The organism is Caulobacter sp. 602-2, from assembly GCF_011043625.1.
In the GTDB taxonomy this organism is placed as follows: domain Bacteria; phylum Pseudomonadota; class Alphaproteobacteria; order Caulobacterales; family Caulobacteraceae; genus Caulobacter.
Window position 1 is genome coordinate 37,213 of the sequence record NZ_JAAKGT010000019.1, and the last position, 23,284, is coordinate 60,496.

The following is a 23,284-nucleotide window of genomic DNA, read 5'->3' on the forward strand; positions in this document are numbered from 1 at the left end:
CCTCCCCCAGAGGGGGAGGTTCCTTCCATTCATCCCATAAATCGCACCTTCTGCGTTGACGGCGCTGTCAGCCCCCACTACGCCAGCATCAGGAAATGATAGCGGTAACTTAGTGGAGGAATCGCATGGCTTGGCTGGGTAGCGGCGCGCGGGCGCGCGTCCTGGGACTGGTTTCGGGCCTGGCGCTCAGCGCCGGGGCGGGCATGGCGCTCGCCGCGCCGCAGACGACGGTCGACCGCAACGGCGCCTATGTGTCGGTCGAGACCTACGCTCCCAACGTGATCCGCGTGACCATCAGCCAGGACAAGGACCTGGCCAAGGCCGCCCCAGGCTACGGCGTCAACGGCGTGGCCACCGACAAGGGCTGGCGCCACGACCAGAAGGCCGGCGCCGACATCTTCACCTCGGCCGAGCTGTCGCTGGAAGTTGTCGCCCAGCCGTGGCCGGGCGCGCCCAGCCTGCAGGAGCGCTACTTCGCCCCGGCCCTGCCGCCGGTGTCGATCAAGGTGCGCAAGCCCGACGGCACGTCGCTGGTCGACATGAACGGCTGGGAGATGTCGCCCCACGTCGTGAGCGGCGAGAAGACCTATCGCGCCGGCGCCAGCTTCTCGACGACCGCCGACGAGCACTTCTACGGCCTTGGCCAAAACCAGGAGTCGGAAGGCGCGCTCGACCTGCGCGGCCGCACCATCGACTGCAAGCACGACTACGATGCGCCGCACGGCGAGAGCGTCTGCGTGCCGTTCCTGGTGACTTCCAAGGGATACGGGATCCTGTGGGACAACCCGTCGGCCACCAAGATCTATCCGGGCGTCAACGGCCGCACCCTGTGGCAGAGCAATGTCGGCGAGCGCGTGTCGTTCTTTGTCATCACCGGCAAGACCACCGACGAGATCTACGCCGGCTACCGCGCCCTGACCGGCGTGACGCCGCTGCCGCCCAAGGCCGCCTTCGGCTACATCCAGTCCAAGGCCCGCTACGAGAGCCAGGCCGAGTTCATGGCCGTGGCCGACGGCTACCAGAAGCGCCAGCTGCCGCTCGACATCATGGTGCTGGACTGGTTCCACTGGACCCGCATGGGCCAGATCGACATCGATCCGGCGCAGTTCCCCGACCCGGCCGGCATGAACAAGACGCTGCACGATCGCGGCGTTCACACCATCATCAGCGTGTGGCCCCGCTTCGAGCAGGAAGGCCGCTACTTCAACTACCTGGCCGAGAAGGGCTGGTTCCTGAAGGACGAGAACGGCAATCCGGTCGACGGCCTGCCGTTCCGCAGCGACCGCACCGGCGCGCTGATCGACAGCACCAACCCCGAGGCCCGCGACTGGTTCTGGGGCAAGATCCGCGACAACATCATCTCGCAGGGCTTCGACTGGCTGTGGCTGGACGAGACCGAGCCGGACCTTGTGCCGTCGGGCTTCTTCTTCAAGGCCGGCTCGGGCGACCGCATCCGCAACGCCTTCCCGCTGATGCACGCCCAGCTGGCGGCCGACGGCTCGCGTCGCGATCGTCCCGACAAGCGCAACCTGATCCTGGCCCGCGCCGCCTACACCGGCGCCCAGCGCAACGGCTCGCTGTTCTGGTCGTCCGACATCCAGCCGACCTGGGAGGCCCTGCGCCGCCAGGTGCCGTCGGGCCTGAACTTCACCGCTTCGGGCCTCGCGTACTGGGGCAACGACATCGGCGGCTGGCAGTGGCTGCCGCAGACCACGACGGCGACCAAGGCGCCGCTGCTGGATCCGTCGGACGCCCGCGACGTGGTCGGCCAGAACAACGACTATCCCGAGCTCTTCACCCGCTGGTTCCAGTACGGCGTGTTCACCCCGACCCTGCGGGTGCACGGCATGCGCAAGGGCAACGAGCTGTGGTCGTTCGGCAAGGAAGCCGAGGGCGTGCTCTCCAAGTACCTCAAGCTCCGCTACGAGCTGATGCCGTACCTCTATTCCATGGGCAAGACGACCTACGACACCGGCGCGCCCTTCATGCGCGGCCTGTTCATGGACTTCCCGAACGATCCGAAGGTGGCCGACATCGGCGACCAGTACATGTTCGGCCCGGCCTTCCTGGTGGCACCGGTCACCCAGCAGGGCCAGACCGAGCGCGACGTCTACCTGCCGGCCGGCGCCGACTGGTACGACTACTGGACCAACCAGAAGTTCACGGGCGGCCAGACGATCCGGGTGAAGGCGCCGATCGACGTCATCCCGCTGTTCGTGCGCGCCGGTTCGATCGTGCCGATGGGCGCGCCGATCTCCAACACCAGCCAGGTCCAGGCGATCAGCGCGGTGAAGGTCTATCCGGGCCGCGACGCCGAGTTCTCGCTCTATGACGACGACGGCGTCACCAACGCCTACGAGAAGGGCGTCGGCAAGACGGCCAAGCTGCGCTGGGACGACAAGGCCGGCAAGCTGACGGCCACGGGCGACAAGGGCCTCGCGGCCCAGGCCCAGGCCGCCGTGCAGGTGGTGAAGTAAGAAGACGAAGAGGGGAGGGCGGAAACGTCCTCCCCTTTTTTTCTGGCGGCGACGACTAGCGCGCCACGATCGCCAGGGCGCGGTCCAGCTGGTAGTCGCCGGCCTCGGTGTCGTAGCCGGGCGGCGGCAGCTCGGGCGGTCCGACGGAGGGGGGAGGCGTGACCGGGCCCGTCGTGGGAGCGTCGAGCGCGCCCTTGATGTTGATCTCGCGCGGCTGGGGCGCCAGGTCTCGCGCGTCGGCGGCGACCACGACATCCGGTGTGATCCCGCTCTTCTGCAGAGGGCGCCCCGAAGGCAGGTACCAGGCGCCGGTCGTCAGGCGCAGGGCGCCGTCGCGGGCGCCATTCAGTGGAATGACCGTCTGGATCAGGCCGTTGCCGTAGGTGGGCATGCCGACGACCCTCGCCCGGCCGCGTTCCTGCAGCACCCCCGCCACGATCTCGGCCCCCGCCACCGTGCGGGCGTTCACCAACACGACCACGGGGTGGCCCGAGAGCAGTTCGTCACGATCGGCCTTTCGGCGCGTCACGTCGCTGGCCTCGCGTCCGCGCTGGGTCAGCATCGGGCCGCCGGTCAGGAAAAGGTCGGCGATGCGCAGCGCCTGTTCCAGAAGGCCTCCCGGGCAGTCGCGAAGATCCAGGACCAGTCCCTTCAGGCCGGGCGTCTGGGCCTGCATGGTCTTCACCGCTTCGGCGAGCCGACCCACGGTTCCTTCATCCAGGCTGTCGATCCGGACATATCCCACGTTTCCGATCCGCCGGGCCGAGATCTCGGCGCCGGCCTGCTTGGCGGCGCGTTCGGCGACCAGATCGAGCGTCTTGCCATCGCGCCTCACCGTCAGGCGCACCGACGTTCCCGCCGGGCCCCGCATCCGATGTCGCAGCGCGTCCTCTGATTGGCCGGCGGTCGGCTCTCCGTCGATCGCGACCAGGATGTCGCCGGCGCGCACGCCCGCGGCCCGGCCGCCGCCGGCCGACCTGCCGACAAGCGGTTCAGGCCCCGAAGTCGCCGCCAGGGGCAGCAGCAGCACGCCCGGGTCGACGGTCGAGGCAAAGGCCTGAAGGCGACGGATCTCGGCCACCGAGAGGTAGCTGGACTGCGGGTCGAGCCTGCCGAGCAGAGTCTCGTCCGCGGCGCCGTCGACCGCGATCGGAAGCAGATAGTTGTCCTTCACCAACTGGGCGATCTGCGCCAGGGCGGCGGGGCTGGGCGCCTCGTCTGGCTGCGCCCGCGGCGCCGTTGGCAACAGGGCCAGGGCGCCCGCCACGACGAGCGCCGCCCGCACGCCTCGCCGGGGCGCGATCGCAGCGCTATGGGTTGTGCCGGGGGCGGAAGCTGTCGCCAGGGTTTTGCTCATGACTCCTCTTAGCCGAGGTCTGGAGCTTGGCCTATGGCCTCCTCGAGCGCCCGCCCCAGGACTTCCAGCCTCGGCGTCCAGTCGTCTGGTCCTTCCGGCGCGAAGGCCCGGACGCACGCGTACCAGGGCCAGCCGCCGGTTCCCAGCATCGGCCAGGGCGGGTTGCCGGCGAGGATCCAGGTTTCGACGCCGCACGCGGCGGCGAGGTTACTGGTGGCGGTCATCGGGCCGACCATCAGGTCGAGGGCGCAGGCCAGGGCGGCGACGCCCTCGAGATCCTGCATCAGGTCCAGACCGGGCGGCGTAAGGATGTCGAGGCCTTGCGCCTTGGCCTGGGCCAGTTCGGCCTCGGGCTCGCCGTACTGCAGATTGACGAACACCGCGCCGCGCGCGCGCAGCACCGGGGCCCAGGCCTCGAACGGGGCGAAGCGGCGGGCTCGCAGGCCCCCCATCAGCCGGCTGCGCCACATGACGCCGACCTTGCGGCCGGGAGGCAGGGTCGCCAGCCAGTCATGCCAATGGGCCAGGCGTTCGGGATCGGGCGACAGGAAGGCCCGGGGGGAAAAGCGCTCGGCGCTGGGCCGCAGCACGGGCAGCAGCGCGCCCATGGGCGCCCAGGCCCCGTGCCGCTCGCCGGCTGGTGGCGCGCTGCGGATCGTGCGCCCGGCCAGGGTCGCGCTGGCGTGGGCGACCACGCGTGCGGCCGGAAACCCCCGGGCGAAAAGCGGGACCAGGCGCGGCTCGACGGCCAGGGTCAGGCGCCCCGAAGGTCCCAGGGCGGCCAGCAGATCGGGGATCATCGACCCGAACATCACCTCGTCGCCCAGGCCCTGCTCGCCGACCAGCAGCAGGTGCAGGCCGCGCAGGGGCTGGGCGGGCGTCCAGCGCGCTCCGGGGATGTCAAAGGCCAGGGCCTCGCGGCGTTCGGGCGCCAGGCGGGCGGCGTAGTCGTCCCAGCCGCCAAGGTCGCCCAGGCACAGGCGGGCGGTGGCGCGGGCCAGGCGCACGGCGGCGGCCTGGGGCGGGGTGGGCCCGGCGGCCAGGGCCGCGTCGCACGCCGCCTTCGCGGCCGCCGCGTCGCCGACGTCGAGGCGGGCCAGCGCGGCGTTGGCCAGGATCGGCACGTCGCGGGGCGCCAGCCGCAGGGCCTCGTCGTGGAACACGCAGGCGTCGGCGTCGTCGCCCTTCTGGGCGGCGATCGAGCCGAGCAGGCTCCACAGGTGCGGCGCGTCGGGAGCGCCGGCCATCGCCTCGCGGACGATCGCCAGGGCCTCGTCGCAGCGGTCGAGGTCGCGCAGCACGGCCGCAAGGTCCTGGGCGTCGGCCAGGTCGCCGGGGCAGGCGGCGCGCACGCGGGTCAGCAGGTCGGCGGCCAGGGCCGGCTGGCCCATGCGCCGGGCCAGGCGCGCCAGGTCGCGCACGCCGTCGGGATCGGCGGGGGCCAGCAGGTGGGCCTGCCGCAGGGCGTCGAAGGCCTGGGGCAGGGCGCCAGCCCGCTCGCGCACAAGGCCGATCAGGCGCAGGGCCAGGCTTGCGCCCTCGGGCAGGGTGGCCGCCGCCAGGCTCTCGGCGCGGGCGAAGTCGCCGTTCGCCAGCGCATCCCCGGCCGCGATCAGGCGCTTGCGGGCCGCGGGGGGCGCCTCGTCGAGCCGCGCGGCGATGCGGTGCAGCGGCGACAGGGCGCGCGCGGCGGGGCGGGTCTTGAGCGCGGCGGTCATCGGCGGGCCTTGGCCAGAGGGAAGCGTCGCCGCGTTGAACGAGCCTGCGCCTTCAAATTGGTCGCTGTTTCCCCCTTTTCATCCTCGCTTCGATCCCCTATATCGGCCCGTTCACGAAGACATTTCGGCGGAGTGCGTCCACGCACGTCCGCTCTTCAACGCCCCGAGGCGCGATCAGCCGCCCTCCGATACGCGCGAAGGGGCGCCCGACAGGCTTCCGGTCCCGGTCGCCAGTCAGGGGAATTCCAGCGTCCAGCGCTTCCCGGCAAGGGGAGCGGCGAGGGTGGACGCGACGGACATTCGAACTCACGCGCGGAGTCCATCCGCGCCGCAGGGAAAAAACATGGCGCAATCCTTCACCGGCAAGAAGCGGATCCGGAAGTCGTTCGGCCGCATTCCCGAGGCTGTGCAGATGCCGAACCTCATCGAGGTTCAGCGCTCCTCCTACGAACAGTTCCTGCAGCGCGAGGTCCGTCCGGGCCAGCGTCGCGACGAGGGCGTCGAGGCGGTCTTCAAGTCGGTGTTCCCGATCAAGGACTTCAACGAGCGCGCCGTGCTCGAATACGTCTCGTACGAGTTCGAAGAGCCGAAGTACGACGTCGAGGAATGCATCCAGCGCGACATGACCTTCGCCGCGCCGCTGAAGGTCAAGCTGCGCCTGATCGTGTTCGAGACGGAAGAAGAAACCGGCGCCCGCTCGGTCAAGGACATCAAGGAGCAGGACGTCTACATGGGCGACATCCCGCTCATGACGGACAAGGGCACCTTCATCGTCAACGGCACCGAGCGCGTCATCGTCTCGCAGATGCACCGTTCGCCGGGCGTGTTCTTCGACCACGACAAGGGCAAGACCCACGCCTCGGGCAAGCTGCTGTTCGCCGCCCGCGTGATCCCGTACCGCGGCTCGTGGCTCGACTTCGAGTTCGACGCCAAGGACATCGTCTACGTCCGTATCGACCGTCGCCGTAAGCTGCCGGCCACGACCTTCCTCTATGCCCTGGGCATGGACGGCGAAGAGATCCTGACCACCTTCTACGACGTCGTTCCGTTCGAGAAGCGTTCGGGCGGCTGGGCCACCCCGTACAAGCCCGAGCGCTGGCGCGGCGTGAAGCCGGAAGTCGCCCTGATCGACGCCGACACCGGCGAAGAGGTCGCTCCGGCTGGCCAGAAGATTAGCGCCCGCAACGCCAAGAAGCTGGCCGACGGCGGTCTGAAGACCCTGCTGCTCGGTCCGGAAGCCCTGACCGGCCGCTACCTGGCCCGTGACGCCGTCAACTTCGAGACCGGCGAAATCTACGCCGAGGCCGGCGACGAGCTGGACGTCCCGACGATCCAGGCCCTGGCCGACCAAGGCTTCGACACCATCGACGTGCTCGACATCGACCACGTGACGGTCGGCGCCTACATGCGCAACACCCTGCGCGTGGACAAGAACGCCGTCCGTGAAGACGCGCTGTTCGACATCTACCGCGTCATGCGTCCGGGCGAGCCGCCGACGGTGGAAGCCGCCGAAGCGATGTTCAAGTCGCTGTTCTTCGACGCCGAGCGCTACGACCTGTCGTCGGTGGGCCGCGTGAAGATGAACATGCGCCTCGAGCAGGAAGTCTCGGACGAAGTCCGCGTCCTGCGCAAGGAAGACGTCCTGGCCGTCCTGAAGCTGCTGGTCGGCCTGCGCGACGGCCGCGGCGAAATCGACGACATCGACAACCTCGGCAACCGCCGGGTGCGTTCGGTCGGCGAACTGCTGGAAAACCAATACCGCGTCGGCCTGCTCCGCATGGAGCGCGCCATCAAGGAACGCATGTCGTCGGTCGATATCGACACCGTCATGCCGCACGACCTGATCAACGCGAAGCCCGCGGCCGCCGCGGTGCGTGAATTCTTCGGCTCCTCGCAGCTGTCGCAGTTCATGGACCAGACGAACCCGCTGTCGGAAATCACCCACAAGCGTCGTCTCTCGGCCCTCGGCCCGGGCGGTCTGACCCGTGAGCGCGCCGGCTTCGAAGTCCGCGACGTTCACCCGACCCACTACGGCCGGATCTGCCCGATCGAAACGCCGGAAGGCCCGAACATCGGTCTGATCAACAGCCTGGCGACCCACGCCCGCGTGAACAAGTACGGCTTCATCGAGAGCCCGTACCGTCGCGTGAAGGACGGCAAGCCGCAGGACGAAGTCGTCTACATGTCGGCGATGGAGGAATCCAAGCACGTCATCGCCCAGTCGAACATCAAGGTCGACAGCGGCGAGATCGTCGAAGAGCTGGTTCCGGGCCGCATCAACGGCGAACCGACCCTCCTGCAAAAGGAGACGGTGGACCTGATGGACGTGTCGCCGCGCCAAGTCGTGTCGGTGGCCGCCGCCCTGATCCCGTTCCTCGAAAACGACGACGCCAACCGCGCCCTCATGGGTTCGAACATGCAACGTCAGGCCGTGCCGCTGGTGCAGTCCGACGCTCCGCTGGTCGGCACCGGCATGGAAGCGGTCGTCGCCCGTGACTCGGGCGCCGTGGTCATCGCCAAGCGCACCGGCGTCGTCGAGCAGATCGACGGCACCCGTATCGTCGTGCGCGCCACCGAAGAGACCGATCCGGCCCGCTCGGGCGTCGACATCTACCGGATGTCGAAGTTCCAGCGCTCGAACCAGTCGACCTGCATCAACCAGCGTCCGCTGGTGAAGGTGGGCGACAAGATCAGCGCCGGCGACATCATCGCCGACGGTCCGTCGACGGAACTGGGCGAACTGGCCCTGGGCCGCAACGCGCTCGTCGCGTTCATGCCCTGGAACGGCTACAACTTCGAAGACTCCATCCTGATCTCCGAACGCATCGTCCGTGACGACGTCTTCACCTCGATCCACATCGAGGAATTCGAAGTCATGGCCCGCGACACGAAGCTCGGTCCGGAAGAAATCACCCGCGACATCCCGAACGTCGGTGAGGAAGCCCTGCGCAACCTCGACGAAGCCGGCATCGTGGCCATCGGCGCCGAAGTCCAGCCGGGCGACATCCTGGTCGGCAAGGTCACGCCGAAGGGCGAAAGCCCGATGACCCCGGAAGAGAAGCTGCTGCGCGCCATCTTCGGCGAGAAGGCTTCGGACGTCCGCGACACCAGCCTGCGCCTGCCCCCGGGCGTCGCCGGCACGATCGTCGACGTGCGCGTCTTCAACCGTCACGGCGTCGACAAGGACGAGCGCGCGCTCGCCATCGAACGCGCCGAGATCGACCGTCTGGGCAAGGACCGCGACGACGAGTTCGCGATCCTGAACCGCAACATCTCGGGCCGCCTGAAGGACCTGCTGATCGGCAAGGTCGCCCTGTCGGGTCCCAAGGGCCTGCAGCGCGGTGAAATCACCGCCGAAGGCCTGGCCGGGGTGGCTTCGGGCCTGTGGTGGCAGATCGCTCTCGAAGACGAGAAGGCGATGGGCGAACTGGAGTCGCTGCGCCGTCTGTTCGACGAGAACCGCAAGCGCCTCGACCGTCGTTTCGAAGACAAGGTCGACAAGCTGCAGCGCGGCGACGAACTGCCCCCGGGCGTCATGAAGATGGTCAAGGTCTTCGTCGCGGTGAAGCGCAAGCTGCAGCCGGGCGACAAGATGGCCGGCCGTCACGGCAACAAGGGCGTCATCTCGCGCATCCTGCCGATCGAGGACATGCCGTTCCTCGCCGACGGCACCCACGTGGACCTCGTGCTGAACCCGCTGGGCGTGCCTTCGCGCATGAACGTCGGTCAGATCTTCGAAACCCACCTGGGCTGGGCCTGCGCCAACCTCGGCAAGCAGATCACCGGTCTGCTCGAGGACTGGCAGCACGGCGGCCAGAAGGAAGCCCTGGTCGAGCGTCTGCGTGACGTCTACGGCCCGGACGAAGAGCTGCCGGACACCGAGGAAGACCTGGTCGAACTGGCCAAGAACCTGGGCAAGGGCGTTCCGATCGCCACCCCCGTGTTCGACGGCGCGCGCATGGAAGACATCGAGGACCACCTCGAGATGGCCGGCGTGAACCGTTCGGGTCAGTCGATCCTGTTCGACGGCACCACCGGCGAGCAGTTCAAGCGTCCGGTCACGGTCGGCTACATCTACATGCTGAAGCTGCACCACTTGGTCGACGACAAGATCCACGCCCGTTCGATCGGTCCGTACTCGCTGGTCACCCAGCAGCCGCTGGGCGGCAAGGCCCAGTTCGGCGGTCAGCGCTTCGGGGAAATGGAAGTGTGGGCTCTGGAAGCCTACGGCGCGGCCTACACCCTGCAGGAAATGCTGACGGTGAAGTCCGACGACGTGGCCGGCCGGACCAAGGTCTACGAGTCGATCGTCCGCGGCGACGACACGTTCGAAGCCGGTATCCCGGAAAGCTTCAACGTGCTGGTCAAGGAAATGCGCTCGCTCGGCCTGAACGTCGAGCTGGAGAACAGCTGATCCGGATCTCCCTCCTCGGTCGAGCCGACCGGGGAGGGGCCCCCTTCAGCCTCTTCTCCACTTTGAATTTTCGCGGGTAGTCCCGCAGAAGGAACCAAGATGAACCAGGAAGTCCTGAACATCTTCAATCCGGTCCAGGCCACGCCGACCTTCGACCAGATCCGCATCTCGCTCGCTTCGCCGGAAAAGATCCGTTCGTGGTCGTTCGGCGAGATCAAGAAGCCCGAGACCATCAACTACCGCACGTTCAAGCCCGAGCGTGACGGCCTGTTCTGCGCCCGTATCTTTGGCCCGACCAAGGACTACGAATGCCTGTGCGGCAAGTACAAGCGCATGAAGTACAAGGGCATCATCTGCGAAAAGTGCGGCGTGGAAGTCACCCTCGCCCGCGTTCGCCGTGAGCGCATGGGCCACATCGAGCTGGCCTCGCCGGTCGCTCACATCTGGTTCCTGAAGTCGCTGCCCTCGCGCATCGCCATGATGCTCGACATGCCGCTGAAGGACATCGAGCGCGTCCTGTACTTCGAATACTACATCGTCACCGAGCCGGGCCTGACCCCGCTGAAGCAACACCAGCTGCTGAGCGAAGACGACTACATCCGCGCCCAGGACGAGTACGGCGACGACAGCTTCACCGCCGAGATCGGCGCCGAGGCCGTCCAGAACCTGCTGAAGGCCATCGACCTCGAAAAAGAGGCCGAGCGTCTGCGCGAGGAACTGGCCGGCACCGTGTCGGACATGAAGCAGAAGAAGTTCAGCAAGCGCCTGAAGATCCTGGAAGCCTTCCAGGAGTCGGGCAACCGTCCCGAGTGGATGGTGCTGACGGTCGTTCCGGTCATCCCGCCGGAACTGCGTCCGCTGGTGCCGCTGGACGGCGGCCGCTTCGCGACCTCGGACCTGAACGACCTGTACCGCCGGGTCATCAACCGTAACAACCGCCTGAAGCGCCTGATCGAACTGCGCGCGCCCGACATCATCATCCGCAACGAAAAGCGGATGCTGCAGGAGTCGGTCGACGCCCTGTTCGACAACGGCCGTCGCGGTCGCGTCATCACGGGCGCCAACAAGCGCCCGCTGAAGTCGCTGGCCGACATGCTGAAGGGCAAGCAAGGCCGCTTCCGTCAGAACCTGCTCGGCAAGCGCGTCGACTACTCGGGTCGTTCGGTCATCGTCGTGGGTCCGGACCTGAAGCTGCACGAGTGCGGCCTGCCCAAGAAGATGGCTCTGGAGCTGTTCAAGCCGTTCATCTACGCGCGCCTGGACGCCAAGGGCCTCTCGGGCACCGTCAAGCAGTCCAAGCGCATGGTCGAGCGCGAACAGCCCCAGGTGTGGGACATCCTCGAAGAGGTGATCCGCGAGCACCCGGTCCTGCTGAACCGCGCTCCGACGCTTCACCGTCTGGGCATCCAGGCGTTCGAACCGAAGCTGATCGAGGGCAAGGCCATCCAGCTGCACCCGCTGGTCTGCGCCGCGTTCAACGCCGACTTCGACGGCGACCAGATGGCCGTGCACGTCCCGCTGAGCCTGGAAGCTCAGCTGGAAGCGCGCGTCCTGATGATGTCGACCAACAACATCCTGTCGCCCGCCAACGGTCGCCCGATCATCGTGCCGTCGCAGGACATCGTCCTGGGTCTGTACTACCTGTCGGTCGCTCGCGAAGGTGAGCCGGGTGAAGGCAAGATCTTCGCCGATCTGGGCGAAATCGAAGCCGCCATGGACGCCGGCGTCGTGTCGCTGCACGCCAAGATCAAGTCGCGCTTCACCGAAGTGGACCCCGATGGCGTGGCTCGCCGCCGCGTGATCGACACCACCCCGGGCCGCATGAAGATCGCCGCCCTGCTGCCGCGCCACCCCGCGATCGGTCACCGACTGATCGAGAAGGCGCTGACCAAGAAGGAAATCGGCAACCTGATCGACGTCGTCTACCGCCACTGCGGTCAGAAGGCGACGGTGATCTTCGCCGACCAGGTCATGGGCCTGGGCTTCAAGGAAGCCGCCAAGGCCGGCATCTCGTTCGGCAAGGACGACATCATCATTCCGAAGCGCAAGGAAGCGATCGTCGCCGAGACGCGCGCCCTGGCCGAGGAATATGAACAACAGTACGCCGACGGCCTGATCACCAAGGGTGAGAAGTACAACAAGGTCGTTGACGCCTGGGCCAAGGCCACCGATCGCGTCGCCGACGAGATGATGGCCGAGCTTCAGACGAAGCATAAGGACGAGAACGGCCGCGAGAAGGAAATCAACGCCATCTACATGATGGCCCACTCCGGCGCCCGTGGTTCGCAAGCCCAGATGAAGCAGCTGGGCGGCATGCGCGGCCTGATGGCCAAGCCCTCCGGCGAAATCATCGAGACCCCGATCGTCTCGAACTTCAAGGAAGGCCTGACCGTTCAGGAGTACTTCAACTCCACCCACGGCGCCCGTAAGGGTCTGGCCGACACCGCGCTGAAGACCGCCAACTCGGGTTACCTGACCCGTCGTCTGGTCGACGTCGCGCAGGACTGCATCATCGTCGAGGAAGACTGCGGCACCACCAAGGGCATCACCCTGCACGCCGTGGTCGAAGGCGGCGACGTGCTGGTCTCGCTGGGCACCCGCGTCCTGGGCCGCTTCACGGCCGAGGACGTCAAGGATCCGTCGACGGGCGAACTGGTCGCTCCGGCCGACACCTACATCGACGAGAACATGGCCGACGCCATCGAGGCGGCGGCTGTCCAGTCGGTGAAGGTCCGCTCGGTCCTGACCTGCGAAGCCAAGATCGGCGTCTGCGGCGCCTGCTACGGCCGCGACCTGGCTCGCGGCACCCCGGTCAACATCGGTGAAGCTGTCGGCGTCATCGCCGCCCAGTCGATCGGTGAGCCGGGCACGCAGCTGACCATGCGTACGTTCCACATCGGTGGTACGGCGCAGGTGGCCGAGCAGTCGTTCTTCGAAAGCAGCAACGACGGTGTCGTCCGCGTCAGCGGCGCGACCGTTACGGCTTCGGACGGCGCCCTGGTCGTGATGAGCCGCAACACCTCGGTGAGCGTGCTGGTCGACGGCAAGGAACGCGAGAACTACAAGCCGCCGTACGGCGCGCGCCTGAAGGTGAAGGACGGCGACACGGTCAAGCGCGGTCAGCGCCTGGCCGACTGGGACCCCTATACCACGCCGATCATCACCGAAGTCGGCGGCCGCATCCGCGCCGAAGACCTGGTGGACGGCTTCTCGGTCCGCGAGGAAGTCGACGAAGCGACGGGCATCGCCCAGCGCGTCATCGCCGACTGGCGTGCGTCGGCCCGCGGTTCGGACCTGCGTCCGGCCATGGGCGTGCTGGCCGAAGACGGCTCGTACAAGCGTCTGTCGAACGGCGGCGAGGCTCGCTACCTCCTGTCGGTCGGCGCCATTCTCTCGGTGGCCGACGGCGACGAAGTGAAGCCGGGTGAAGTCATCGCCCGTATCCCGACCGAAGGCGCCAAGACCCGGGACATCACCGGTGGTCTGCCGCGCGTCGCCGAACTCTTCGAAGCCCGCCGTCCGAAGGACTGCGCGGTCATCGCGGAAATGGACGGCCGTGTCGAATTCGGCAAGGATTACAAGAACAAGCGCCGGATCAAGATCACTCCGGACGTCGACGCCGACGGCAACCAGCCCGAAGCGGTCGAGTTCCTGATCCCGAAGGGCAAGCACATCGCGGTGCATGATGGCGACTACATCACGCGCGGCGAGTACATCATCGACGGCAACCCGGATCCGCACGACATCCTGCGCATCCTGGGCGTCGAGGCCCTGGCCAACTTCCTCGTCGACGAGATCCAGGAGGTCTATCGACTGCAGGGCGTGCCGATCAACGACAAGCACATCGAGACGATCGTTCGTCAGATGCTGCAGAAGGTCGAGATCATCGAGCCCGGCGACACCGGCCTCATCAAGGGCGACCACCTTGATAAGCCGGAGTTCGACAAGGAACAGGACAAGGCGATCGCCCGCGGCGGCCGTCCGGCTGTGACCCAGCCGGTGCTGCTCGGCATCACCAAGGCCTCGCTGCAGACCAAGAGCTTCATCTCGGCCGCGTCGTTCCAGGAAACGACCCGCGTCCTGACCGAAGCCTCGGTGCACGGCAAGACCGACACCCTGGAAGGCCTGAAGGAAAACGTCATCGTGGGTCGCCTGATCCCCGCTGGTACGGGTTCCTACCTGCGCAGCCTGCAGCGCGTCGCCGCCAAGCGCGACGAGCAGCTGGCCGCTCAGCGCGAAGAGGCGATGGAGCCGCTGCCGGCGGAAATCGCGCTCTCGGACGCCGAATAGGCGTCCGAGACCACTCGGAAACCTGGATGCCGATAGGCATCCAGGGCTGACGCCGAGTAATCGGCGGCTGACGACCTTACAGGTTGTGCTAGACAAGGAGCGGTCGGGGAAACCCGGCCGCTCTTTTGTTTTGCGCGGTCGCCGGGGGCGGCCGGATGTCGGGGGACGTCCATGCTTCGCAGCATCTCGATGGCGGCGGTCGCGGCCGTCCTGTGCCTGGCCGCCTGCGCGCCGGAGATCCCGCCGGACCCCAAGCCCTCGGACGGCTTCACCGGCGCCGAGAAGGTGGCGGTCGACGAGGTGTTCTCGATCATCTCCGCCACCTTCCCCGAGCCCCAGGAGGTGCTGTTCCGCGACCCCCTGGTCAGCGACGTCGAAGGGGAGGGGCGGTTCGTCTGCCTGGATGCGGCGATGCCGGGCGATCGCTGGACGGGCTTCGTCGCCACCAAGGCCGAGAACGAACAGGCCTATCACGTGGTCCGGGAGAAGGACGCCCTGTCGCCCAAGGCCAGGCCGCAGTGCCGGGCGCTGGTGCTCAAGTATCTGGGGGAGCAGGACGTCGACTGGTACGACGCCGAGGTCGCCTACAACAAGGCCGGCTGCGCCCACCTGGACACCGCCTACTGGGAAGCCTGGAAGCTGGCCTGCAACGGCAAGATCACCCGGCCCGCCAAGACGCCGAAGCCCGCCGCCTAGATTTGGCAACCTTCGGTGGAAATGTGACGTATTGTAAAAAGACTCTCGTTATTTCAGCGCGTTAAATGAAATTTCAGCCGGGCGGGCTGAAAAGGAGTGCAAATTCCTTCCTCTCGCCCGGACCCCATGCGCTCGGACATCTCCACCAAGGTCAGCCTGACCATCGCCGCCGCCTTCGCCGTTCTGCTGGCCGGGCTGCTCGCCGTGGTCGCCTGGAGCTCGCTCGGCTTCGCCAAACGCCAGGCCGTGGCCCAGCAGGAAACCAGCATGCGCGTGGCCTGGGACGTCATCGGCCGCCAGGGCCAGGCGTTCCGCCGCGAGGGCGACCAGCTGCTGATCGGCGATCATGCGCTGAACGGCGACCTGGCCGGCGTCGACCGCGTCAAGGCCCTGGCCGGGGGCGTGGCCACCGTGTTCGCCGGCGACAAGCGCATCAGCACCAACGTCGAAAAGCCGGACGGCTCGCGCGCCGTCGGCACCAGCCTGGCCCAGGGCCCGGTCTATGACGCGGTGCTCGGCCGCGGCGAGCCCTATCGCGGCGAGACCAAGATCCTCAAGCGCGACTACTTCGTCGCCTACGACCCGATCAAGGACGCTTCGGGCCAGGTGATCGGCGTGATGTTCGTGGGCGTGCCCAAGGCCGACTATTTCGGCCCCGTCTATCGCCAGCTGGCCTGGCTGGGCGTGGCCGGCGTGGTGCTGGGCCTGGCCGGCGGCGTCGCCTCGGTGCTGACCGTCCGTCGCCAGCTGGCGCCGCTGAAGACGCTGCGCGAGGCCATGGCCCGTCTGATGAAGGGCGACCTGAACGTCGCCCTGCCGTTCGCCGGCCGCCGCGACGATATCGGCCTGATGGCCGACGCCGTGCACGCCTTCCGTGACGACGCCGAGGCCAAGCGCCGCATCGAGGCCGACGCGGCCAGCGATCGCGACCAGGCCGAGGCCGACCGCGCCGCCGCCCAGGCCCGCGACGCCCGCTCGGCGCGCGAGCAGAGCCAGGTGGTCGACAGCCTCGCCCAGGGCCTGGGCCGCCTGTCGAACGGCGATCTGACGGTCCGCCTCGACCAGCCCTTCGCCCACGACTACGAGGGCCTGCGCAGCGACTTCAACCAGGCCGTCGAGCGCCTGGAAGCGGCGATGAGCTCGGTGGTCGACGCCGTCGGCGCCCTCAACGCCGGCGCGGGCAGCATCGCCGACGCCTCGTCCGACATCTCCGACCGCACCGAGCAGCAGGCCGCCAGCCTGGAAGAGACGGCCGCGGCCCTGGAAGAGATCACCGTCACCGTTCGCCGCACGGCCGAAGGCGCCCGCGGCGCGCACATGGCCGTGCGCGAGGCCCAGACCGAAGCGGGCCGTTCGCGCAGCGTGGTCGAGGAGACCATCGCCGCCATCGGCGGGGTCGAGGCCTCGTCGCACCAGGTGGGCCAGATCGTCGGCGTGATCGACGAGATCGCCTTCCAGACCAACCTGCTGGCCCTGAACGCGGGCGTCGAGGCGGCTCGCGCCGGCGACGCGGGCAAGGGCTTCGCGGTCGTCGCCCAGGAAGTGCGGGCTCTGGCCCAGCGCTCGGCCGAAGCGGCCAAGGAGATCAAGGTCCACATCGCCGACAGCGCCCGCCAGGTCGAGGCCGGCGTGAAGCTGGTCGGTCGCACGGGCGAGGCCCTGCAGAAGATCGTCGCCCAGGTCGAGGCCATCGACGGCATCGTCAGCCAGATCGCGGCCGGCGCTCAGGAGCAGTCGGTCGGCCTGTCGCAGGTCAACACCGCCGTGAACCAGATGGACCAGGGCGCCCAGCGCAACGCGGCCCTGATCAGCCGCTCGGCCGGCGACAGCCGCAACCTGGTGACCGCCGCCGACGAACTGTCGGGCATGGTGGCGCGCTTCCGCACCTCGCAGGCGGCCGCGCCGGGCCTGCGCCGCGCAGGCTGAGGGCAGGGGGCGTCAAGCTTCACTGTGAGCTTGACGCAAGGCGGGGTCTCGCCTTGAGTGCATGGTGCTGACGGGTGTCGTCGCGCGTGTGCTTGGGGGCGAGCGTTGCTTGGGAAATTCGGGGCCGCGGCCCTTCTGTCGATCCTTTCGGTTCAGGCCGCGGGGGCGCAGGGGGCGGCGCCCGCTTCAGCGTTCGGGCGGCTGCCGGCCGTGCAGGACGCGGCCATGTCGCCGGCCGGCGACCAGCTGGCCATCATGGGCGGGGGTCCCGTGGCCCGCACGGTCCGCTTCGCCACCATCGACAAGCCCGGAGAGGCGCTGCTGGGCCTGGGCGACATCCAGACCATGGACGTGCGCTGGGTCGGCGAGAACTACGCCCTCGTCCGCGCCGCCTACTGGCAGAGCACCGGGCCGCGCAACGCCTACCGGTTCGAGCGCAACATCGTCGTCGACAACAAGGGCAAGGTGATCAGCCAGCTGCTGGAGGGCGACAGCCCTTCGGTCTACGCGCTGAGCCAGCCGGTGCTGGGCGTGGTCGACGGCGAGAAGCCCAAGGCGCTGGTGCTGGGCCTCGAGGAGCTGGTCGACAACGGCGAGGGCAATCTCAACACCCGTCTGGTCCGCAAGGGCGTGGTCAATCCGCTGGTCTGGACGCTCTGGCGGGTGGACGTGGTCAGGGGGCGCGGCAACATCGCCGAGCGCGGCACGCCCGACACCAAGACCTGGAGCGTCGACGCCACGGGCGAGGCGCGCGTGCGGATCGACGAGGACGCCCTCAATCACAAGACCACGCTGTACGGCCGGGCCAAGGGCGAGAAGATCTTCAAGCTGCTGGCCAGGCTCGACGGCGACACCGGCTACATGGGCTATTCCGACACCGAGGACGCGGCCTATGTCGTCGAGACCGCCGCCGACGGCACCTCGCAGGTCGTGCGCCGGCGCCTGGCGGGCGGCGCGGCCGAGCCGGTGGGCAAGCCGGTCAGGAACCTCGACGTCGGCATGCTGTGGGACCAGAACCTGACCACCCCGGCGGCGATCGTCTCGGGCGGCGAGCGGCCGACCTACGAATGGCTGGATCCCCAGCTGGCCGGCGTCCACGGCTCGCTGTCGCGACTGTTCAAGGGACGCGACGTGCTGCTGACCGGCTGGTCGAAGGACCGCACCCGCTTCGTCCTGCGGGTGACGGCGCCGGACCAGCCGGCCGTCTGGCACCTGTACGACAAGGCCCGCAAGGAGATCTCGCCCCTGGGCGAGGAGTATCCCGAGCTGAAGGACCAGCCGATGGGGCAGACCCGCTGGCTGACCTACAAGGCCCGCGACGGCCTGGAGATCCCGGCCTATCTGACCCTGCCGCCGGGCGCGCCGGCGAGCGGCGGCAGGCTGCCCCTGGTGGTGCTGCCGCACGGCGGTCCGGCCGCGCGCGACCGCTTCGACTTCGACTGGTGGGTCCAGTTCCTGGCCTCGCGCGGCTATGCCGTGCTGCAGCCGCAGTACCGGGGCTCCTCCGGCTTCGGCGACGCCTTCCAGAGGGCCGGCGAGCGCGAGTGGGGCGCCAAGATCCAGGCCGACCTGCTGGACGGGATCGCCAGCCTGGGCGCGGAGGGGGTGATCGATCCGGCCAGGGTCTGCATCGCCGGCGCCAGCTTCGGCGGCTATTCGGCCCTGGCCGGCGCGACTCTGAACCCCGACGCCTATCGCTGCGCGGTGTCGGTCAACGGCGTGGCCGACCTGCCCCAGATGCTGAGCGAGACGGTGACGGCCTACGGCCAGGAATCGAACTCGTTCCGCTACTGGCGCAGCGTCATCGGCTCGACCGCCAACGACCCGACGGCCCTGACCTCGATCTCTCCGGCCCGGCGGGTGACCAAGGCCACCCCGCCGGTGCTGCTGGTCTGGGGCGAGCGCGACACCACCGTGCTGCCCGCCCAGTCCGAACGGATGCGCGACGCGCTGCGGGCCGCCGGCCGTCCGGTCGAGACCGTGGTGCTGGAGAAGGACGACCACTACCTGTCCAGCTCCGCGGCCCGCACCCGGATGCTGGAGGCGACCGAGCAGTTCCTGGCCAAGCACCTGCCGGTGAAGCCGTAGGGAAGGGCGCTAGTCCTTCTTCGCCTTCTTCTGCTTCATCTCCAGCAGGCGCAGCTGCTGCTGGGTGGCGTCGCGCTGGCGGCCCAGGCCGTCCTGCTCCAGGCCGCCGACCATCGGGATGTCCTTGCCGCGGCCGGGGCCGTCGCGGCTGCGATGGTCGACGCCGGGGCCCATGGGCGCGTCGCGATAGGCGCGCTCGGCCTCCTGGCGCAGCGCCTGCATGTCGAGGTCGCGGCGTTTTCCGGCTTCGATGGGGGCGGCGTATTCGGGCGCCTTGCGGGCGGCCTCGCCCCAGCGCTCGTCGCAGCGTTCCCGCTCACGCCGGTTGAGGCCGACGGCGCGGTCGTTGGCGCAGCCCGTGCTGCTGCCGCGCAGGGCGCTCTTGAGGTCGCCGCCGGGCTGGGCGGCCGGCAGGGGCGCGGGATGGCTGGCCGATCCGCGATCGCGCGCCCCGGCCGAGGGGGCGGCCACGAAGGGGGAGGGAGCGATTCCCGACGGCGCCGGGCGTCGCGCCTCCCGTGGAATCGGCTGGGCGGCGGCGGTCGCCGCCGGCGCGGCTTCGGCGGCTTCCAGGGGCGTCTCGCGAGGGGGCTGGGTCATCAGTTCGATGGTCACGGTCGAGACCGTGTCCTGGTCGGGGAACACCGCCCGCACGGGCAGGGCGAGCCAGGCCAGCACCGCCAGGTGCACGACCGCCGATCCGCCCGCCACCGCCCAGAACCGCTTGTCGGGCTTGGCTTCGGCGGGGCGATCCAGCAGAAGGGTTATCGACCGCGCGGCGGCTTCGACCACGAAGAACTCGACGACAAGGGAGGGTTGCAGGTCCAGGCTGGCGATCGCTGATGGCGAAAGCGTGGCCGTCTCGCTGGGCGAGTAAACGTCCCATTAACCGACGCAGAAGGCGACGATTGACGTGGAGCGCCTTCGCGAGTAGGTTCCGCGCTCTTTTCGAGGTGGGTCTTGCGCCCGTCCTGATGAGCGTCCGTCCCTTAACCGACGGCAGGCCCGCCGGAACGCTTTCCGCGTCCCGGCGAGTTTCGTGTTTATCGGGTCTCCAATCGGAGCCTTGAAGCCGGAAAGAACAACGACAAGGACCCTGAAGCGCTTCGGCCGAAAGGCACACGCTTCCATCAGAGCAGAGACTTAATGCCTACCGTCAACCAGCTCATCCGCAAGCCGCGCTCTCCGAAGCCGGTCCGGAACAAGGTGCCCGCCCTGAAGGGCTGCCCCCAACGTCGCGGCGTCTGCACCCGCGTCTACACGACGACCCCGAAGAAGCCGAACTCGGCTCTGCGTAAGGTCGCCAAGGTCCGTCTGACCACCGGCATTGAAGCCGTGTGCTACATCCCGGGCGAAGGCCACAACCTGCAGGAGCACTCGGTGGTGCTCATCCGCGGCGGCCGCGTCAAGGACTTGCCCGGCGTTCGCTATCACATCCTGCGCGGCGTCCTCGACACCCAAGGTGTCAAGGATCGTAAGCAGCGTCGTTCGCTCTACGGCGCCAAGCGTCCGAAGTAAGGAAGAAGAAGAATGTCCCGCCGCCGTCGCGCCGAGAAGCGTCAAGTCCTGCCGGACCCCAAGTTTGGGGATCTGGTCGTCACGAAGTTCATGAACTACGTGATGTACGAAGGCAAAAAAGCCGTTGCCGAAAACATCATCTACGGCGCCTTCGACATCCTGGAAGCCAAGCGCAAGGACCAAGGTCCGCTTGAAACCTTCCACTCCGCCCTGGACAACGTCGCCCCGGCGATCGAAGTCCGTTCGCGCCGCGTCGGCGGCGCCACGTACCAAGTGCCGGTTGAAGTCCGTCCGGACCGTCGCCGCGCCCTGGCCATCCGTTGGCTGGTGACCGCCGCTCGCAAGCGCGGTGAAAACACCATGACCGAAAAGCTGGCTGGTGAGCTGCTCGACGCTTCGAACAACCGCGGCACCGCCGTGAAGAAGCGCGAAGACACCCACAAGATGGCTGAAGCCAACCGGGCCTTCTCGCACTACCGCTGGTAAGCTTTCTTACCAGCACCCTTTCAGGCGCGGGCGGTTTGCGATAAACCGCCCGCGCCGCACGTTTAAATCCCGGTCGTGTCCGTCAGGGCCGCCCCGTTTCGCAGAGCGATCGCTATGCCCCGCACGCATAAAATCGAAGACTACCGCAACTTCGGCATCATGGCCCACATCGACGCGGGCAAGACGACGACGACCGAGCGGATCCTGTATTACACCGGTAAGTCGCACAAGATCGGTGAAGTCCACGATGGCGCCGCCACCATGGACTGGATGGAGCAGGAGCAAGAGCGCGGCATCACCATCACGTCGGCCGCGACGACCGCTTTCTGGAACGACAAGCGCCTCAACATCATCGACACCCCCGGGCACGTCGACTTCACCATCGAAGTCGAGCGCAGCCTGCGCGTCCTCGACGGCGCCGTGACGGTGCTGGACGGCAACGCCGGCGTCGAACCGCAGACCGAAACCGTCTGGCGCCAGGCCGACAAGTACAAGGTTCCGCGGATCGTGTTCGTCAACAAGATGGACAAGATCGGCGCCGACTTCGACAAGTCGGTCGAGTCGATCCGCGACCGCCTCGGCGCCAAGGCCGTGCCGATCCAATTCCCGATCGGTTCGGAAAGCGCCCTGAAGGGCCTGGTGGACCTGGTCCGCATGAAGGCCGTGGTCTGGGACAACGACGGCCTGGGCGCCTCGTACCGCGACGAAGAGATCCCGGCCGACCTGCTGGACAAGGCCGTCGCCGCGCGCGCCTACCTGGTCGAGAACGCCGTCGAGCTCGATGACGACGCGATGGAAGCCTATCTGGGCGGCGAAGAGCCCTCGGAAGAAACCATCAAGAAGTGCATCCGCAAGGCCGTGCTGACCGGCGCCTTCTACCCGATCCTCTGCGGCTCGGCCTTCAAGAACAAGGGCGTGCAGCCCCTGCTCGACGCCGTCGTCGACTACCTGCCGTCGCCGCTGGACATCCCGCCGACCAAGGGCATCGACTTCAAGACCGAAGAAGAGATCACCCGCAAGGCCTCGGACGAAGAGCCGCTGTCGGTTCTGGCGTTCAAGATCATGGACGACCCCTTCGTCGGTTCGCTGACCTTCTGCCGCCTGTACTCGGGCAAGATGGAAACCGGCATGAGCCTGCTGAACTCGACGCGCGACAAGCGCGAGCGGGTCGGCCGCATGCTGCTCATGCACTCCAACAACCGCGAAGACATCAAGGAAGCCTACGCCGGCGACATCGTCGCCCTGGCCGGCCTCAAGGAAACCCGCACGGGCGACACCCTGTGCGATCCGCTGAAGTCGCCGGTGATCCTGGAGCGCATGGAATTCCCGGCCCCGGTTATCGAAATCGCCGTCGAGCCCAAGTCGAAGGCCGACCAGGAAAAGCTGGGCGTCGCCCTGCAGAAGCTGGCCGCCGAAGACCCGTCCTTCACCGTCTCGACCGACTTCGAAAGCGGTCAGACGATCCTGAAGGGCATGGGCGAACTGCACCTCGACATCAAGATCGACATCCTGAAGCGCACCTACAAGGTCGAAGCCAACATCGGCGCGCCGCAGGTGGCCTACCGTGAATCGCTGGGTCGCAAGGTCGACATCGACTACACGCACAAGAAGCAGACCGGTGGTACGGGCCAGTTCGCCCGCGTCATGATCACCTTCGAACCGGGCGAGCCGGGTTCGGGCTTCGTGTTCGAGTCGGCGATCGTCGGCGGCGCCGTGCCGAAGGAATACATCCCGGGCGTCCAGAAGGGCCTGGAATCGGTCAAGGACAACGGCCTGCTGGCCGGCTTCCCGCTGATCGACTTCAAGGCGACCCTGACCGACGGCAAGTTCCACGACGTCGACTCGTCGGTCCTGGCCTTCGAAATCGCCTCGCGCGCCGCCTTCAAGGAACTGCGCGAGAAGGGCAACCCGAAGCTGCTCGAGCCGATCATGAAGGTCGAGGTCGTGACCCCGGAAGAGTACCTGGGTTCGGTCATCGGCGACCTGAACAGCCGTCGCGGCATGATCCAGGGTCAGGACATGCGCGGTAACGCCACCGTCGTGAACGCCTACGTCCCGCTGGCCAACATGTTCGGCTACGTGAACACCCTGCGGGGCATGTCGCAAGGCCGCGCCCAGTTCAGCATGGTCTACGACCACTACGATCCGGTGCCGCAACACGTCGCCGACGAAGTGATCAAGAAGTACGCCTAAGCCTTTCCTCGCGGAAAAGCCTAGACGCCGGAATGGGAAGGGGCTCTATGGGCCCCTTCCGACCAACCCCAGACGTCCAACCGTTTTGATAAAGGCCCCTCTGGGGTCCTGGAGCTAAGAA

At 67.8% G+C, this 23,284-nt stretch carries 12 protein-coding genes; 9 read left to right on the top strand and 3 right to left on the bottom strand.

The features are described from left to right. Positions 1-125 precede the first annotated feature (125 nt). Entirely contained in the window at positions 126-2,477 is a 2,352-nt protein-coding gene (locus G5B46_RS23390; RefSeq protein WP_165262962.1) for a glycoside hydrolase family 31 protein, read from the top strand. 55 nt (positions 2,478-2,532) lie between these two features. On the opposite strand, the gene G5B46_RS23395 is transcribed toward G5B46_RS23390, so the two are convergent. Continuing rightward, positions 2,533-3,834, bottom strand: a complete 1,302-nt coding sequence (locus G5B46_RS23395; protein WP_165262964.1) for a S41 family peptidase — start codon at positions 3,832-3,834, stop codon at positions 2,533-2,535. 8 nt (positions 3,835-3,842) lie between these two features. After that, positions 3,843-5,552 (bottom strand): tetratricopeptide repeat protein, encoded by a 1,710-nt coding sequence (locus tag G5B46_RS23400; RefSeq protein WP_165262966.1) that lies wholly within the window; start codon positions 5,550-5,552, stop codon positions 3,843-3,845. A 343-nt stretch (positions 5,553-5,895) separates the two neighbouring features. Between G5B46_RS23400 and rpoB the strand changes: the two genes are divergently transcribed. The 5 genes from rpoB (at position 5,896) to G5B46_RS23425 (ending at position 18,966) form a co-directional block, all read left to right on the top strand. After that, on the top strand, positions 5,896-9,966 hold the full coding sequence (rpoB, locus tag G5B46_RS23405; protein ID WP_165262968.1) for a DNA-directed RNA polymerase subunit beta: 4,071 nt from the start codon (positions 5,896-5,898) through the stop codon (positions 9,964-9,966). 99 nt (positions 9,967-10,065) lie between these two features. Continuing rightward, a complete protein-coding gene (rpoC, locus tag G5B46_RS23410; RefSeq protein ID WP_165262970.1) occupies positions 10,066-14,256 on the top strand; it encodes a DNA-directed RNA polymerase subunit beta' in 4,191 nt (1,396 codons plus the stop codon). Between the two features lie 171 nt (positions 14,257-14,427). Further along, on the top strand, positions 14,428-14,952 hold the full coding sequence (locus G5B46_RS23415; RefSeq protein WP_165262972.1) for a hypothetical protein: 525 nt from the start codon (positions 14,428-14,430) through the stop codon (positions 14,950-14,952). Positions 14,953-15,078: 126 nt separating this feature from the next. Continuing rightward, positions 15,079-16,878: a methyl-accepting chemotaxis protein gene (locus G5B46_RS23420; protein WP_165262974.1), complete on the top strand. Its 1,800-nt coding sequence runs from the start codon at positions 15,079-15,081 to the stop codon at positions 16,876-16,878. Between the two features lie 105 nt (positions 16,879-16,983). Next, positions 16,984-18,966 carry a S9 family peptidase gene (locus G5B46_RS23425; RefSeq protein ID WP_165262976.1) on the top strand — a complete coding sequence of 661 codons (1,983 nt, stop codon included), beginning with the start codon at positions 16,984-16,986 and terminating at the stop codon, positions 18,964-18,966. A 9-nt stretch (positions 18,967-18,975) separates the two neighbouring features. Here the strand turns inward: G5B46_RS23425 and G5B46_RS23430 are convergent, their stop codons facing one another. Continuing rightward, positions 18,976-19,758, bottom strand: a complete 783-nt coding sequence (locus G5B46_RS23430; protein WP_346764972.1) for a hypothetical protein — start codon at positions 19,756-19,758, stop codon at positions 18,976-18,978. A gap of 354 nt (positions 19,759-20,112) precedes the next feature. Here G5B46_RS23430 and rpsL point away from each other — a divergent pair, with 354 nt between their 5' ends. The 3 genes from rpsL (at position 20,113) to fusA (ending at position 23,163) form a co-directional block, all read left to right on the top strand. Continuing rightward, complete coding sequence (gene rpsL / locus G5B46_RS23435; protein ID WP_058350131.1) at positions 20,113-20,484, top strand: 30S ribosomal protein S12; 372 nt, start codon at positions 20,113-20,115, stop codon at positions 20,482-20,484. A 12-nt stretch (positions 20,485-20,496) separates the two neighbouring features. Continuing rightward, a complete protein-coding gene (rpsG, locus tag G5B46_RS23440; RefSeq protein WP_004624018.1) occupies positions 20,497-20,970 on the top strand; it encodes a 30S ribosomal protein S7 in 474 nt (157 codons plus the stop codon). 114 nt (positions 20,971-21,084) lie between these two features. After that, the gene (gene fusA / locus G5B46_RS23445; RefSeq protein ID WP_165262978.1) at positions 21,085-23,163 is read left to right on the top strand and encodes an elongation factor G; all 2,079 of its coding nucleotides are present in this window, start codon (positions 21,085-21,087) and stop codon (positions 23,161-23,163) included. Positions 23,164-23,284 lie beyond the last annotated feature (121 nt).